The organism is Pseudomonas kilonensis (assembly GCF_001269885.1).
Lineage (GTDB): Bacteria > Pseudomonadota > Gammaproteobacteria > Pseudomonadales > Pseudomonadaceae > Aquipseudomonas > Aquipseudomonas kilonensis.
The window spans coordinates 156,980-173,054 of record NZ_LHVH01000014.1 but is presented as its reverse complement, the minus strand read 5'-3'; the positions used below and the strand labels follow the sequence as shown (position 1 = coordinate 173,054).

14 protein-coding genes are annotated in these 16,075 nt (G+C 60.4%); 3 read left to right on the top strand and 11 right to left on the bottom strand.

Annotated features, from left to right (window positions below; translation table 11 throughout):
- The first annotated feature begins 629 nt into the window (after positions 1–629).
- Together mutS and fdxA are read left to right on the top strand one after the other, a co-directional pair.
- Positions 630–3,197, top strand: coding sequence for a DNA mismatch repair protein MutS (gene mutS / locus AD662_RS05565; protein ID WP_174553530.1), 2,568 nt, complete (start codon positions 630–632; stop codon positions 3,195–3,197).
- Between the two features lie 142 nt (positions 3,198–3,339).
- A complete protein-coding gene (fdxA, locus tag AD662_RS05560) occupies positions 3,340–3,663 on the top strand; it encodes a ferredoxin FdxA (RefSeq protein WP_018603631.1) in 324 nt (107 codons plus the stop codon).
- A gap of 1,438 nt (positions 3,664–5,101) precedes the next feature.
- On the opposite strand, the gene rpoS is transcribed toward fdxA, so the two are convergent.
- From rpoS to AD662_RS05520, 8 genes are all read right to left on the bottom strand, one after another.
- The gene (gene rpoS, locus AD662_RS05555; RefSeq protein WP_003198289.1) at positions 5,102–6,109 is read right to left on the bottom strand and encodes an RNA polymerase sigma factor RpoS; all 1,008 of its coding nucleotides are present in this window, start codon (positions 6,107–6,109) and stop codon (positions 5,102–5,104) included.
- Positions 6,110–6,215: 106 nt separating this feature from the next.
- Positions 6,216–7,064, bottom strand: coding sequence for a peptidoglycan DD-metalloendopeptidase family protein (locus AD662_RS05550; RefSeq protein ID WP_053185918.1), 849 nt, complete (start codon positions 7,062–7,064; stop codon positions 6,216–6,218).
- Between the two features lie 211 nt (positions 7,065–7,275).
- The gene (locus AD662_RS05545) at positions 7,276–7,911 is read right to left on the bottom strand and encodes a protein-L-isoaspartate(D-aspartate) O-methyltransferase (protein ID WP_170862085.1); all 636 of its coding nucleotides are present in this window, start codon (positions 7,909–7,911) and stop codon (positions 7,276–7,278) included.
- A 41-nt stretch (positions 7,912–7,952) separates the two neighbouring features.
- Positions 7,953–8,702, bottom strand: coding sequence for a 5'/3'-nucleotidase SurE (gene surE, locus AD662_RS05540; RefSeq protein ID WP_038856712.1), 750 nt, complete (start codon positions 8,700–8,702; stop codon positions 7,953–7,955).
- The gene (gene truD, locus AD662_RS05535) at positions 8,690–9,748 is read right to left on the bottom strand and encodes a tRNA pseudouridine(13) synthase TruD (protein WP_053185915.1); all 1,059 of its coding nucleotides are present in this window, start codon (positions 9,746–9,748) and stop codon (positions 8,690–8,692) included. Before truD ends, surE begins: the two co-directional genes overlap by 13 nt.
- Positions 9,745–10,218, bottom strand: a complete 474-nt coding sequence (gene ispF, locus AD662_RS05530) for a 2-C-methyl-D-erythritol 2,4-cyclodiphosphate synthase (protein WP_003184863.1) — start codon at positions 10,216–10,218, stop codon at positions 9,745–9,747. Before ispF ends, truD begins: the two co-directional genes overlap by 4 nt.
- Positions 10,219–10,261: 43 nt before the next feature.
- The gene (gene fghA / locus AD662_RS05525; RefSeq protein ID WP_018603685.1) at positions 10,262–11,107 is read right to left on the bottom strand and encodes an S-formylglutathione hydrolase; all 846 of its coding nucleotides are present in this window, start codon (positions 11,105–11,107) and stop codon (positions 10,262–10,264) included.
- Between the two features lie 8 nt (positions 11,108–11,115).
- Positions 11,116–12,228 carry an S-(hydroxymethyl)glutathione dehydrogenase/class III alcohol dehydrogenase gene (locus tag AD662_RS05520; protein WP_018603686.1) on the bottom strand — a complete coding sequence of 371 codons (1,113 nt, stop codon included), beginning with the start codon at positions 12,226–12,228 and terminating at the stop codon, positions 11,116–11,118.
- Positions 12,229–12,335: 107 nt separating this feature from the next.
- On the opposite strand from AD662_RS05520, the gene AD662_RS05515 reads away from it, so the two are divergent.
- A complete protein-coding gene (locus AD662_RS05515; protein ID WP_018603688.1) occupies positions 12,336–13,232 on the top strand; it encodes a LysR substrate-binding domain-containing protein in 897 nt (298 codons plus the stop codon).
- Positions 13,233–13,404: 172 nt separating this feature from the next.
- Here AD662_RS05515 and ispD read toward each other — a convergent pair whose 3' ends face one another.
- From ispD to eno, 3 genes are all read right to left on the bottom strand, one after another.
- The gene (ispD, locus tag AD662_RS05510) at positions 13,405–14,112 is read right to left on the bottom strand and encodes a 2-C-methyl-D-erythritol 4-phosphate cytidylyltransferase (protein WP_018603690.1); all 708 of its coding nucleotides are present in this window, start codon (positions 14,110–14,112) and stop codon (positions 13,405–13,407) included.
- Positions 14,109–14,387: a cell division protein FtsB gene (gene ftsB, locus AD662_RS05505; RefSeq protein ID WP_018603692.1), complete on the bottom strand. Its 279-nt coding sequence runs from the start codon at positions 14,385–14,387 to the stop codon at positions 14,109–14,111. Before ftsB ends, ispD begins: the two co-directional genes overlap by 4 nt.
- 171 nt (positions 14,388–14,558) lie before the next feature.
- Positions 14,559–15,848 carry a phosphopyruvate hydratase gene (gene eno / locus AD662_RS05500; protein WP_018603694.1) on the bottom strand — a complete coding sequence of 430 codons (1,290 nt, stop codon included), beginning with the start codon at positions 15,846–15,848 and terminating at the stop codon, positions 14,559–14,561.
- Positions 15,849–16,075: the final 227 nt, after the last annotated feature.

Genomic DNA, 16,075 nt, shown 5'->3' with positions numbered 1-16,075 from the left:
CTGTGGGAGCTTGCTCGCGATAGCGGTGGGTCAGCTTGCAGCGATGTTGAATGTGCCGCCGTCATCGCGGGCAAGCTTTGCTCCCACAGATATGATGGGTGTACGACCGGGAGAGCCAAGTCGGCTATCAGGCCGCCTCGCGAGCAAGCTTTGCTCCCACAGATCTGATGGGGGTACGACCGCAAGAGCCAGGTCGGCTATCAGGCCGCCTCGCGGTGGACGTTGATCTCGGCGCCCCGTTAACCACGATGGCTGAACGAAGGTATTGCGCAGTGGGCAACCCGGCATGGATGCCGGGTTAGCCGCGCTGGGCCATGGATGGCCCTTCGCGGCGGCCCACGGAGCAATGCCTTCGTTCAGGCATGCCGAGCCTAGGCGAGGCACCGAGTGGTGGGGCATGAGCGTTTTGCTTACTTTTGCGCTTCTCAAAAGTGAGCCGCCGTCAGGGCGGAACCCTAAGCAGCCGTTACCGAAAAAACGGATAAGCCCCCAATCCCAAAAACCACTCACATATGGGTAGCACAGACCACCCATGTTAACCTTGCGCCCATCGCGGAAAAGCCGGGCCAATGCCCCTCCTTTTGCCCCACACCTTTCAACGAGCTTGCCTGACACCCATGAATACAGCCGTGAACGACCTCTCCAGCCACACGCCAATGATGCAGCAATACTGGCGCCTGAAGAACCAGCACCCCGATCAGCTGATGTTCTACCGCATGGGCGACTTCTACGAGATCTTCTACGAGGACGCAAAGAAGGCCGCCAAGCTATTGGACATCACCCTGACGGCACGTGGGCAATCGGCAGGCATGGCCATTCCGATGTGTGGGATTCCTTACCACGCGGCGGAAGGTTACCTGGCGAAGCTGGTCAAGCTCGGCGAATCCGTGGTGATTTGCGAACAAGTCGGCGACCCGGCCACCAGCAAAGGGCCCGTGGAACGCCAAGTGGTGCGGATCATCACCCCGGGGACGGTCAGTGACGAAGCCTTGCTGGATGAACGCCGGGACAACCTGATCGCCGCCGTATTGGGCGATGAGCGCCTGTTCGGCCTGGCGGTGCTGGACATCACCAGCGGTAACTTCTCGGTGCTGGAAATCAAGGGCTGGGAAAACCTGCTGGCGGAGCTGGAGCGGGTCAACCCGGTGGAACTGTTGATCCCAGATGACTGGCCCAAAGACCTGCCGGCAGAAAAACGCCGTGGCGTGCGGCGTCGGGCGCCGTGGGATTTTGAGCGGGACTCGGCGCTGAAAAGTCTCTGCCAGCAGTTTTCCACCCAGGACCTCAAGGGCTTCGGTTGCGAGAACCTGACCCTGGCCATCGGCGCGGCCGGTTGCCTGCTGGCCTACGCCAAGGAAACCCAGCGTACCGCCCTGCCCCACTTGCGCAGCCTGCGTCACGAACGCCTGGATGACACCGTGGTGCTGGACGGCGCGAGCCGCCGCAACCTGGAGCTGGACACCAACCTGGCCGGCGGGCGCGACAACACCCTGCAATCGGTGGTCGATCGCTGCCAGACCGCCATGGGCAGCCGATTGCTGACCCGCTGGTTGAATCGTCCGCTGCGGGACCTGACCGTGCTGCTGGCGCGTCAATCCTCCATTACCTGCCTGCTGGATCGTTATCGCTTCGAGCAGTTGCAACCGCAACTCAAGGAAATCGGTGACATCGAGCGGATCCTCGCCCGTATCGGCCTGCGCAACGCCCGTCCCCGCGACTTGGCGCGCCTGCGCGATGCCCTTGGCGCGTTGCCCGAGCTGCAAGTGGCGATGACCGACCTCGAAGCGCCGCACCTGCAACAACTGGCGCGCACCACCAGCACCTACCCGGACCTGGCTGCGCTGTTGGAAAAAGCCATTATCGACAACCCGCCAGCGGTGATCCGTGACGGTGGCGTGCTGAAAACCGGTTACGACGCCGAACTCGACGAGCTGCAATCGCTGAGCGAGAACGCCGGCCAGTTCCTGATCGACCTCGAAGCCCGGGAAAAAGCCCGTACCGGCCTTGCCAACCTCAAGGTCGGCTACAACCGCATCCACGGCTACTTCATTGAGCTGCCGAGCAAGCAGGCCGAGCAAGCCCCGGCCGACTACATTCGCCGCCAGACCCTCAAGGGCGCCGAGCGTTTCATCACCCCGGAACTCAAGGCGTTCGAAGACAAGGCGCTGTCAGCCAAGAGCCGCGCCCTGGCCCGGGAAAAGATGCTCTACGAAGCACTGCTCGAGGACCTGATCAGCCAATTGCCGCCCTTGCAGGACACCGCTGGCGCCTTGGCGGAACTGGATGTGCTGAGCAACCTGGCCGAACGCGCGCTGAACCTGGACCTCAACTGCCCACGTTTCGTCAGCGAGCCGTGCATGCGCATCAGCCAGGGTCGTCACCCAGTGGTCGAGCAAGTCCTGACCACGCCGTTCGTGGCCAACGACCTGAGCCTGGACGACAACACTCGCATGCTGGTGATCACCGGTCCGAACATGGGCGGTAAATCCACCTACATGCGCCAGACCGCACTGATCGTGCTGCTGGCCCACATTGGCAGCTTCGTCCCGGCGGCCAGTTGCGAATTGTCCCTGGTAGACCGCATTTTCACGCGGATCGGCTCCAGCGACGACCTGGCCGGTGGACGTTCGACCTTCATGGTGGAAATGAGCGAAACCGCGAACATCCTGCACAACGCCACCGAACGCAGCCTGGTGCTGATGGACGAAGTCGGACGCGGCACCAGCACCTTCGACGGTCTGTCCCTGGCCTGGGCAGCGGCCGAGCGCCTCGCGCACCTGCGGGCCTACACGCTGTTCGCCACCCATTACTTCGAACTCACCGTGTTGCCGGAAAACCAGCCGTTGGTGGCCAACGTTCACCTCAACGCCACCGAGCACAATGAGCGCATCGTTTTCCTGCACCACGTGCTGCCCGGCCCGGCCAGCCAGAGCTACGGCTTGGCGGTGGCGCAACTGGCAGGTGTGCCAAGTGAAGTCATTACCCGTGCCCGCGAGCACCTGAGCCGCCTGGAAACCACCAGCCTGCCTCACGAAGCACCGCGCCCGACCAAAGGCAAACCGGCCGCGCCGCAGCAAAGCGACCTGTTCGCCAGCCTGCCCCACCCGGTGCTCGATGAACTGGCCAAGCTCGATCTGGACGACCTGACGCCACGTCGGGCGCTGGATTTACTCTATACATTGAAGACACGGATCTAACGCACAGGCTTTCAAGCTGTTAGAATCTCGCGCGGTTTGGGATGCTGCGGGCCATTAGCCTAGCCTGCAGACTATCGCTCCCGAACCTGGCGAGCCCACCGTGAAGGGGTTCCGCTGCCGCCGCCTGAGGAGAGAATTAGAAATGACCTTCGTCGTCACCGACAACTGCATCAAGTGCAAGTACACCGATTGCGTAGAAGTCTGTCCGGTGGACTGCTTCTACGAAGGCCCGAACTTCCTGGTCATTCACCCGGATGAGTGCATCGACTGCGCCCTGTGTGAACCGGAATGCCCGGCGACTGCCATTTTCTCGGAAGACGAAGTGCCGGCTGGCATGGAGAACTTCATCGTGCTGAACGCTGAACTGGCGGACATCTGGCCGAACATTACCGAGAAGAAAGATGCGTTGCCGGACGCTGAAGAGTGGGATGGCAAGGAAGGCAAGATCGTAGACCTCGAACGCTGATCACCCCTGCGTTCGTCGAAAAGGCCCCTTGCGGGCCTTTTTGCTTTTCCGGATCAAGAAATCGCGGGCAAAAAAAAGGGGCGGTTTGACCCGCCCACATTTTTTCCCTAATCCCTTTAATCCTTTTCATCATCCTGATGAATCGCGTCCTGCGATGTCCTTCCTTCCCATCATCCTTGACGGGTGTGTCTGTCCGTCGACACAGGACTGATATTAGTATTTTCCCAGGCGAGTGCAACGCGGCTGATACAGGCGGCTTGCTCTGTAACGCTACGTTCATCAACAAATTTTCGTTATAAATCAGATGAATACAAAAAGATCACGGTGTTTATAGCGGTCTGTCCGGCCCATGGTGAACTGATCGCTTACGTAACACTAGGCAAAGGCTTACAAGCTGAACCTACAAATGGATCTCGGCTGGAAAAGCGATTCTTCAGAAACGCTCCAGGCCTAGTCGTTGTTGAGCTGTAGGTTTTATGAGTGGGATTTCAAAGAGGGGGTGTATATCCGTTGCTGCGGTAATGGCCGCTGACGGTTCCGCTCTTACAGCGGGTCACTTTCGAAAAGCCCGGAAGCCGGCCCAGTCGAAAGTAACCAAAGCGCTCATGCCCCACCACTTGGCACCTCGCCTAGGCTCGGTGTGCCCTCACTCCGGCATTGCTCCGTGGGCCCGCCGCGAAGGGCCATCCATGGCCCAGCGCGGCTACCTCGGCATCCATGCCGAGGTGCCCACTCCACAATGCCTGCGTTCGGCCAGCGTGGTTAACGGGGCGCCGAGATCAACGTCATCCCCGAGGCGGCCTGATAGCCGACCTGGCTCTCCCGGTCGTACACCCATCAGATCTGTGGGAGCAAAGCTTGCTCGCGATGAGGCCAGCAAACCCAACATCCATGTGACTGAACCACCGTCATCGCGAGCAAGCTCGCTCCCACATTCAATCTTCAGCGGACACAAAATTCATATCCAACACAGACCTCCTGTGGGAACGCGGTCCCACTAGGAACCAGGTCGGCTATAAGGCCGCCTCGCCCCGGCTTTTGATCTGGGCGCCCCGTTAAACCACGATGGCCGAACGCAGGCATTGCGCAGTGGGCACCTCGGCATGGATGCCGAGGTAGCCGCGCTGGGCCATGGATGGCCCTTCGCGGCGGCCCACGGAGCAATGCCGGAGTGAGGGCACACCGAGCCTAGGCGAGGTGCCGAGTGGTGGGGCAGAGCGTTTTTGGTTACTTTTGGCGCTCTTCCAAAAGTGACCCGCTGTAAGAGCGGAACCATTAGTGACCGTAACCGCAGCAACGGATATACACCCAAACCAAAACCAAAACCAAAACCAAAACCAAAAAAAACGGCACTTCCCATTCCTGAAAGAAGCACCGTTTTTTCCAAGTAAACAGCATCACAACCAGTCAGGGCGTTTCTGCTGCACTTGCCTTGGTATTATTGAAACAACGACTCGCTCGACAAGCCGTTCTTCTCCAGGATCTCTCGCAGGCGCTTGAGACCTTCAACCTGGATCTGCCTCACCCGCTCACGGGTCAAACCAATCTCCAGGCCTACATCTTCAAGCGTGCTGCTTTCATGACCGCGCAAGCCGAAGCGGCGAATCACCACTTCCCGTTGCTTGTCCGTAAGTTCCGAAAGCCACTGGTCAATGCTCTGGGACAAGTCATCGTCCTGGAGCAACTCGCACGGATCGGTCGGACGATCGTCGGTCAGGGTATCCAGCAGGGTCTTATCCGAGTCCGGCCCCAGCGAGACGTCTACCGAAGAGACACGCTCGTTGAGCCCAAGCATGCGCTTGACCTCTCCTACCGGTTTTTCCAGCAGGTTGGCGATTTCTTCGGGTGAAGGTTCATGGTCGAGTTTCTGGGTCAACTCACGGGCGGCCCGCAGGTAGACGTTCAGTTCCTTGACCACATGAATCGGTAACCGGATGGTCCGGGTCTGGTTCATGATCGCCCGTTCGATGGTCTGGCGGATCCACCAGGTGGCGTAGGTCGAGAAACGGAAGCCGCGCTCGGGGTCGAATTTCTCGACGGCGCGAATCAGGCCCAGGTTGCCCTCTTCAATCAGGTCCAGCAGCGAAAGCCCGCGATTGACGTAGCGTCGGGCGATTTTCACCACCAGGCGCAGGTTGCTTTCAATCATGCGTTTTCGGCCGGCCGGGTCGCCACTTTGCGACAGCCGCGCAAAATGAACTTCTTCCTCGGGGGAGAGCAGTGGCGAGAAACCGATTTCGTTGAGGTACAGCTGAGTGGCGTCCAGCGCCCGGGTATAGTCGATGTACTTATGTTGTTTAAGTGAAGCGGAGTGTTTGGATTTGGCACGAACGGAAGGTGGAGTCGCCCCTTCATCATTCGACATCGAATCCATAGCGATGCCGGTCTCCATAAGGAGAACCTCATCGTCGATGTCAAACTCCGGCACTTCTTTACTGAGAGCCATTGTTATAGTCCTTTGGTGAGTTCGACCTCAAGCTCAAGCGACGCCTTTATCCTTGGCAACGCTGGAGCCTGTTCCCTCTACGTGACGGAACAGGCTGACAATCAAATCAACGCCGAGGCAGGAATTGCAGCGGATCGACTGGTTTACCTTGCCGGCGAATCTCAAAATGCAGTTTCACCCGGTCTGTTCCCGTTGATCCCATTTCGGCAATTGTCTGTCCGACTTTGACCTGCTGCCCCTCCCGAACCAACAGCCTGCGGTTGTGACCGTAGGCACTGACGTAGGTATCGCTGTGTTTGATGATCACGAGTTCGCCGTAGCCCCTTAAACCACTCCCGGCGTACACAACCGTGCCATCAGACGCGGCTAAAACAGGCTGTCCCAAATCCCCGGCGATATCAATTCCTTTATTCAAACTACCGTTTGAAGAGAATTTTCCAATGAGAACGCCATTAGAAGGCCATCCCCAGCCTGTCGGGGCGGGGCCTGCCGGAGGCATCGGAGCGGGGGGCGATTTGCTCGCGACGGACGGTACTGCCGCCGTCCCAGCCCCCGCCGGCCGGCGAATGACCGTGGTTTTACTCGACGACGAAGCCGTCGAACCCGACTGCGTCACCACTGCGGTAGGCGTTGAACCGCTACGGCCATCGAAGCGAATCGTCTGACCGGGGTGAATCGTATAAGGCGCAGGAATGTTGTTGCGCGCTGCGAGGGCTTTGTAGTCCCAGCCGTAGCGAAAAGCGATGGAAAACAGGGTATCGCCGCGACGGACTGCATATTGACCCGTCGTTACTGTAGGACGTTGAGGTGTTGCGCTGTTGTTGCGATCGACAACCCGAACATTACCCGACGGCGTACTGGAACACCCGACCAGCAAAGTACTCAAGACAAGGCCAGTCACCAGGCGCTGAAAGCTCGTGATACCCATACGCTGCGCAATGACTGTGAGACTCACCCGCCGCTCCCTTTGTGGTGGCTGAAAAATTGGAAACTGCCTGTCCAGGCAGACCTCATACAAATATAGCTGGCAACGACTACGCCTCTATTAATGAAGCGCAATGTGTCGTCGCACACGTTTGCTCGACGCCGTTGGACTCTGTTCAGCAAATCGGTGCCGCTGTAAGACACAGGCCGGGCCACGGAATTCAGCGTCTGTATATAAATGCTCAGGCCAACGGCCCATTGAGTAATGGCACGAACCGCACCGCCCCCAGGACATGTCGCGAAAAACCGTGTTCTTCGCGCACGATCAGCATCAGTTGCTGGACTTCGCCGGCGCCCACCGGAATGACCAGTCGTCCACCGGGGGCAAGCTGATCCAGCAAGGCCTGGGGCACATCGGTGGCCACTGCGGTCACAATGATGCCGTTGTACGGCGCCAGGGCTGGCCAACCTTCCCAACCATCGCCCCAGCGAAACACCACGTTGCGCAGGTTCAGCTCAACCAGGCGTTCCTTGGCACGATCCTGCAGCACCTTGATCCGCTCCACGGAAAACACCCGCTCGACCAGCTGCGACAACACCGCCGTCTGGTAACCCGAACCGGTACCGATCTCCATCACCTTGTCCAGCGGCCCCGCCTCCAGCAGCAGCTCGCTCATGCGGGCCACCATGTACGGCTGGGAAATGGTCTGGTTGTGGCCGATCGGCAACGCCGTGTCTTCATAGGCGCGATGGGCCAGGGCTTCATCGACGAACAGATGGCGCGGCGTGCGGCGAATCACCTCCAACACCTGGGCGTTGGACAGGCCTTCTTCGTAGAGCCTTTGGATCAGTCGTTCACGGGTGCGCTGGGAGGTCATGCCGATTCCGCGGCGCAGCATATCGTCTTGCTCACGAGCCATCAGCGCAGCCCCTCCAGCCAGCCATCGAGATTTCGAAAGGCGTCGTTGAAGGTACGGTCCAACTGCAACGGCGTGATCGAGACATAACCTTGCATCACCGCATGGAAATCAGTGCCCGGTCCGCCGTCTTCGGCATCACCGGCGGCGGCGATCCAGTAACCGGCCTTGCCGCGCGGGTCGACGACGTGCATCGGCTTGGCGGCGCGGGCACGATGACCCAGGCGAGTGAGCTGGATGCCACGGATGTGATCGAGCGGCAGGTTGGGGATATTCACGTTCAGCACCGTGCGTGGCGGCAGCTCCAGTTCGCCGTGGGCTTCGACCAGTTTACGGGCGAAGTAGGCGGCGGTCGGCAAGTTGTCGACCTGCCGTGAAACGAACGAAAAGGCAAACGATGGCTTGTCCAGGAAGCGACCTTCCAGGGCGGCGGCAACCGTACCGGAATAAAGCACGTCGTCCCCCAGGTTGGCGCCCAGGTTGATACCCGACACCACCATGTCCGGCTCTCGCTCCAGCAAGCCGTTGAGGCCCAGGTGCACGCAATCGGTCGGGGTGCCGTTGAGGCTGATGAAACCGTTATCCAGATAGCAGGGGTGCAACGGACGGTCGAGCGTCAGCGAGCTGCTGGCGCCGCTTTTGTCCTGGTCCGGGGCGATGACCACGCACTCGGCAAAATCCGCCAGCGCAGCATAAAGCGCGGCAAGACCGGGTGCAGTCACCCCGTCGTCGTTAGAAATCAGAATACGCATGAGCTGTCCGTCTGCCCCACCGGCACCAGATCGACGAGTTCGCGCACCAAGACAGTGGCGAAACATCCGGCCGGCAGGACGAATTCCAGTTGCAGAATGTCCAGCGAGGGATAATGCCACGACAGCCCGCCAATGGGCAGTCGCAGGATGCGACGTTCGTGACTCATTCCCGCGTTTATCAACCAGTCCCGCAAATCGGCCTCGCCCGCGGCGATGGCTTGTTCCAGCTCGAACGTCGCGCCGGCGGCAGGCGAAGGTCCCTCGCCCCACTGCGGCCCGGTCGGGTGCAAGTCAAGAATGGCCAGGCGCGGGTCGCTGCACTCAGCCTCGCCGGCCGGGAAAAAACTGCGGCTGTCGGTGAAGGCAAGCAAATCGCCCACCTGGGCTTGCTGCCAGGTACCGTCGGCGACCCGCGCCGCCAGCACCCGGTTGAACAGAAAGCTGCGGGCGGTGGACAACAACCGCGAGCGCACATTGCGCTGTTCCGGCAACGCCTTGCGCGCCGCCCAGGCCCGGGCATCGACGACATTGCCGCCGTCATGGCCGAAGCGCTGGGCGCCAAAATAGTTGGGGATGCCCTGGCGGACAATCTGTTGCAGACGCGCATCGATCGCTGCCGTGTCGCCCTTGAACTGGGTCAGGCGCAGGGTGAAGCCATTGGCCGAATGCGCGCCGCGCTGCAGCTTGCGCCGGTGGCGCGCAGTCTTGAGGATCTTCAGCGTGTCGTTCTCTGCCGCCGACAGGTCCGGATCGGCCTTGCCCGGCAATTGGACGCTGAACCACTGGCGGGTCAGGGCCTGACGGTCCTTGAGCCCGGCGTAGCTGACGGTGCGCAACGGCACGCCAGCCGCCTTGGCGATTCGCCGGGCGGCCTCTTCGGTGTTCAAGCCACGTTTTTCAACCCAGATCCACAGGTGCTCGCCATCGCCGGTCAACGGGATATCGAGTACTTCATCGACCTGGAAATCTTCAGCGGTGGCCTTGAGTACCGCACTGCCCAGCGGCTCACCGTAGGCACGCGGCCCTAACAGTTCCAGTTCCGTCATGGGCGCAGCAACAAGGCGACGGAGTGGACGGCAATGCCTTCTTCGCGACCGACGAAGCCCAGCTTTTCGGTGGTGGTGGCTTTCACGTTCACTTGGTCCAACTCAACTTGAAGATCCTCGGCAATCAATTGACGCATCGCTTCGATGTGCGGCGCCATCTTGGGGGCTTGGGCAACGATGGTGTTATCGACGTTGCCGACCTTCCAGCCCTTGGCATGGATCAGCGAGACAACATGACGCAGCAACACACGGCTGTCGGCGCCCTTGAATTGCGGGTCGGTGTCGGGAAAGTGCTTGCCGATGTCACCCAGGGCAGCCGCGCCGAGCAATGCATCGCTCAAGGCGTGCAGCAGGACATCACCGTCAGAATGCGCGAGCAGCCCGAAGCCATGTGCGATTCGCACGCCGCCCAGAGTAATGAAGTCGCCTTCAGCGAAACGGTGAACATCGTAGCCGTGGCCAATACGCATAAAAAAACGCCCCGATTTTTGTCAGGGCGTGATTCTACCTGCATTAGGCGTTTAGAGCGCGCGCATGATGCTGCAAGTGGTCGTCAATGAAGCTGGCGATGAAGAAGTAGCTGTGGTCGTAGCCCGGTTGCAGGCGCAGCTCCAGCGGATGGTCGGCAGCCTTGGCCGCCTGTTGCAAGGCTTCGGGCTTGAGCTGGTTGGCCAGGAAATCATCGCGATCGCCCTGGTCCACCAGCAGTGGCAGCTTCTCCTGTGCCTCGGCAATCAATGCACAGGCATCCCATTCCCGCCATTTCGAGCGGTCTTCCCCCAGGTAACGGGAGAAAGCCTTCTGGCCCCATGGGCAATCCATCGGATTGTTGATCGGCGAAAAAGCCGACACCGAACGGTAACGCCCCGGGTTGCGCAAGGCGCAGACCAGCGCACCGTGGCCGCCCATGGAGTGACCACTGATGCCGCGTTTGTCCGAGGCCGGGAAATGCGCTTCGACGAGTGCCGGCAATTCCTGCACCACGTAGTCATGCATCCGATAGTGCCGCGCCCATGGATCCTGCGTGGCGTTCAGATAAAACCCTGCACCCAGGCCGAAGTCCCAGGCATTGTCCGGATCGCCCGGCACGTCGGCGCCACGAGGGCTGGTGTCCGGCGCGACGATGATCAGGCCCAGCTCGGCGGCCATGCGCTGGGCACCGGCCTTTTGCATGAAGTTCTCGTCGGTGCAGGTCAGCCCGGACAACCAATACAGCACGGGCAACTTGCCGCCCTGCTCGGCCTGCGGCGGCAGGTACACGGCAAACACCATGTCACAACCGAGCACGTCGGAACGGTGCCGGTAACGTTTGTGCCAGCCGCCGAAGCTTTTCTGGCAGGAGATGTTTTCCAGACTCATGACCGACCTCAGAAATGGATAACGGTGCGGATGCTCTTGCCTTCATGCATCAGGTCGAACGCCTTGTTGATATCTTCCAGGCCCATGGTGTGGGTGATGAAAGTATCCAGCGGGATCTCGCCCGTCTCGGCCATTGCCACATAGCTTGGCAACTCGCTGCGACCGCGCACGCCACCAAAGGCCGAACCACGCCAGACGCGCCCGGTCACCAACTGGAAGGGACGGGTGGCGATTTCCTGGCCGGCGCCGGCCACGCCGATGATCACCGACTCGCCCCAGCCTTTGTGGCAGCACTCCAGCGCGGCACGCATCAACTGGACATTGCCGATGCACTCGAAGGAAAAGTCCACGCCGCCGTCAGTCATATCGACGATGACTTCCTGGATCGGACGGTCGAAGTCTTTCGGGTTGACGCAATCGGTGGCACCCAGTTGCTTGGCGATTTCGAACTTGGCCGGGTTGATGTCGATGGCAATGATGCGCGCGGCCTTGGCCTTCACGGCACCGATCACCGCCGACAGGCCGATGCCGCCCAGGCCGAAGATCGCCACGGTGTCACCCGGCTTGACCTTGGCGGTGTTGAGTACCGCGCCGATGCCGGTGGTGACGCCACAACCCAGCAGGCAGACTTTTTCCAGCGGCGCTTCTTTTGGAATCTTCGCGACGGAGATTTCCGGCAGCACGGTGTACTCGGAGAACGTCGAGGTGCCCATGTAGTGGAAAATCGTCTCGCCCTTGTAGGAAAAGCGCGAAGTGCCGTCCGGCATCAGGCCTTTGCCCTGGGTGGCGCGAATCGCCTGGCAGAGGTTGGTCTTGCCCGACTTACAGAATTTGCACTGGCCGCACTCTGGTGTGTACAGCGGGATCACATGGTCACCCACCGCCACCGAGGTCACGCCTTCGCCGATGGCTTCGACAATAGCGCCGCCTTCGTGACCGAGGATCGACGGGAAGATCCCTTCCGGGTCGGCGCCCGACAAGGTGTAGGCGTCGGTGTGGCAGACACCGGAAGCCACCACGCGCAACAGCACTTCGCCCGCCTTGGGCATGGCGACGTCGACTTCAACGATTTCCAGGGGTTTCTTGGCCTCGAAGGCAACGGCAGCGCGCGACTTGATCATCCGGACTCTCCAGCAAATAAAAACAAGACCGGGAGTGTAATCCTCCGCCGGACGATGAATAATCCAATCAAAAGCAAAACATTATTGCTGTATAGGGATAATCCTTCATGTCCGATAACCGCTGGGAAGGGATCGACGAGTTCGTCGCCGTGGCCGAATGCAGCCAATTCACCGCCGCCGCCGAACGTCTCGGGGTCTCTTCCTCCCACATCAGCCGACAAATCGTACGGCTTGAAGAGCGCTTGCAGACACGATTGCTCTACCGCAGCACCCGGCGGGTCACCCTGACCGAGGCCGGCCAGACGTTTTTGCAGCATTGCCAACGCCTGCAGGACGGGCGCGAGGAAGCACTGCGGGCGGTGGGCGATCTCACCAGCGAACCCAAGGGCATGCTGCGCATGACCTGTGCCGTGGCCTATGGCGAACGGTTTATCGTGCCCCTGGTAACGCGGTTCATGGGGCTGTACCCGCAGTTGCGGGTAGACATCGAACTGAGCAACCGCCCTCTGGACCTGGTGCACGAAGGCCTGGACCTGGCGATTCGCCTGGGTCGCTTGCAGGACTCCCGCCTGGTCGCCACGCGCCTGGCACCGCGGCGCATGTACCTGTGCGCTTCACCCTCGTACCTGGAACGCTACGGGCGGCCCCACAGTTTGTCGGAACTGAGCCGCCACAACTGCCTGATCGGCAGCTCCGACGTCTGGCAACTGGAGCAGAACGGGCGGGAATTTTCCCAGCGAGTGCAGGGAAACTGGCGCTGCAACAGCGGGCAAGCGGTGCTCGATGCGGCGCTGCAAGGGGTGGGGTTATGCCAACTGCCGGATTATTACGTGCTGGAGCATTTGCACAGTGGTGCATTGATCTCGCTGCTGGAGGCTCATCAGCCGCCGAATACGGCAGTGTGGGCGTTGTACCCGCAGCAGCGGCATCTGTCGCCGAAGGTGCGCAAGTTGGTGGATTATTTGAAGGAAGGCTTGGCTGAGCGGCCGGAGTATCGGGGTTAGGCCAGTTTCTGTCCGGAGTTTATCCGGTGCCTGCATGATCGCCTTCGCGAGCAAGCCCGCTCCCACACGGGCCCTGTGTCTGGCCACACTTTTATGATCAACATAGACCTTTTGTGGGAGCGGGCTTGCTCGCGAAGGGCGCGACGCGGTCTTGGAACAGATACGGAGTTGATTAGCGACGATTCGCCCACCGCTGGCGCAACCACTCCAGATCTTCCGGCCGGGTGACCTTGAGGTTATCGGCTCGCCCTTCGATCAGCCGCGGCGCCTGTCCCGCCCATTCCATGGCGGACGCTTCGTCGGTGATCACCGCATCTGCAACCAGGCTGTCGGCCAAGGCCCGATGCAAGGCGCCGAGGCGGAACATCTGTGGCGTGTAGGCTTGCCAGATCACGCTGCGATCAACGGTTTCCAGCACACGGCCATGTTTGTCGACGCGCTTGAGGGTGTCGCGCGCCGGGACGGCCAGCAGACCGCCAACCGGGTCGTTCGCCAACTCGCTGAGCAGTGTGTCCAGGTCGGCCCGGGCCAGGTTGGGTCGGGCGGCGTCGTGCACCAGCACCCAGTCGTGATCGTCGGCGCCCTGCTCGTGCAGGTGCAGCAAGGCATTGAGCACTGAATCGGAACGTTGTTCGCCACCGTCGACGCGCTGGATGCGTGTGTCGCCGGCGCAGGCCAGGGTCGGCCAGTAGGGATCATCGTGTGCAAGGCTGACCACCACGCCCTTGACGGTGGGGTGATCGAGGAAACAGCCGAGGCTGTGTTCAAGAATTGTGCGTCCGCCCAACTGCAGATATTGCTTGGGACGGTCCGCGGCCATACGAGCGCCAACGCCCGCGGCAGGAATCACGGCCCAGAAGGCCGGCAAACGAATACTCATTGGGCCAACTGGTAGAGGGTTTCGCCCTCCTTGACCATGCCCAGTTCATGTCGAGCCCGCTCTTCAACGGTCTCCATGCCTTTTTTCAGCTCTGTCACTTCGGCGTCCATCACCCGATTACGCTCCAGCAGCGCCTCGTTTTCGGCGTGTTGGTCGGCAATTTGCTGAGTCAGGTCGGCCACTTGCGCAAAGCTGCCATTGCCCACCCACAGGCGGTACTGCAGGCCGGCCAGCAACAGGAGCAAGACAAGAAACAACCAATTGGGACTGCGCATCGAATATCAGGTATCCAGTGAAAAAAGACCGCCATGCCAAACTTTGAAGCGTCTGATAGCACGAAGCCTGGAGAACCCAGGCTTGTGCTTGATAAGGCATCAGATTAGAGGCAAAACCACCGCGATGGCGATTTTTGCGACCTAACCCGCTGTCTTTTTACCATTTACCGCTTAACCGCGAAACTCGGCGCGACCGTTGTACTTGGCCTTGCCATTCAATTGCTCTTCGATACGCAGCAGTTGGTTGTACTTGGAAACGCGGTCGGAACGGCACAGCGAACCGGTCTTGATCTGGCCTGCTGCAGTGCCCACGGCCAGGTCGGCAATGGTCGAGTCTTCGGTTTCACCGGAGCGGTGGGAGATCACGGCGGTGTAGCCGGCAGCCTTGGCCATCTGGATGGCTTCCAGGGTTTCGGTCAGGGTGCCGATCTGGTTGAACTTGATCAGGATCGAGTTGGCGATCTTCTTGTCGATGCCTTCTTTCAGGATCTTGGTGTTGGTCACGAACAGGTCGTCACCCACCAGCTGGGTTTTCTCGCCGATCTTGTCGGTGAGGATTTTCCAGCCAGCCCAGTCGGACTCGTCCAGGCCGTCTTCGATGGAGATGATCGGATAACGTTCGGTCAGGCCCTTGAGGTAGTCGGCGAAACCTTCAGCGGTGAACACCTGGCCTTCGCCGGACAGGTTGTACTTGCCGTCTTCGTAGAATTCACTGGCGGCGCAGTCCAAGGCCAGGGTCACGTCGGTGCCCAGCTTGTAGCCAGCGTTGGCCACGGCTTCGGAGATCACTTTCAGCGCGTCTTCGTTGGACGCCAGGTTCGGTGCGAAACCGCCTTCGTCGCCAACAGCAGTGCTCAGGCCACGGGCTTTGAGCACAGCCTTGAGGTGATGGAAAATCTCGGTGCCCATGCGCAGGCCTTCGGAGAAGGTCTTGGCGCCGACCGGCTGCACCATGAATTCCTGGATGTCGACGTTGTTATCGGCATGCTCGCCACCGTTGATGATGTTCATCATCGGCACCGGCATCGAGTAGACACCCGGGGTACCGTTGAGGTTGGCGATGTGAGCGTACAGCGGCAGGTCCTGATCCTGGGCAGCGGCCTTGGCAGCGGCCAGGGACACGGCGAGGATCGCGTTGGCGCCCAGGGTGCCTTTGTTTTCGGTACCGTCGAGCTTGATCATCGCGTGATCGAGGGCTTTCTGGTCGGCAGGATCCTTGCCCAGCAACAGCTCGCGGATCGGACCGTTGATGTTGGCGACGGCTTTGAGCACGCCTTTGCCCAGGTAACGGCTCTTGTCGCCATCACGCAGCTCCAGCGCTTCGCGCGAGCCAGTGGAAGCACCGGACGGCGCGCAGGCGCTGCCGATGATGCCGTTGTCGAGAAGCACGTCCGCTTCAACAGTGGGGTTGCCACGGGAGTCGAGAACTTCACGACCTTTGATGTCGACGATTTTTGCCATTGTTGTAAACACTCCAAAGTTGACTAGAACGTTGCAGAAAACTTGCTCACCCTCAGCGGCGATTCAGCCAAAACAGACCGAATGGGAGCGCTTCGCACTCCAGCGGGAGCAAGCTCCCTCGCCACAAGAGCACGAACTACCGGCGATGGGGACCTCAAGGACGCCATCGCTGGCAAGCCATGCTCCCACAAGAGCAGTGCGGCCAGCGGGCCAGAGCGATAATCGAG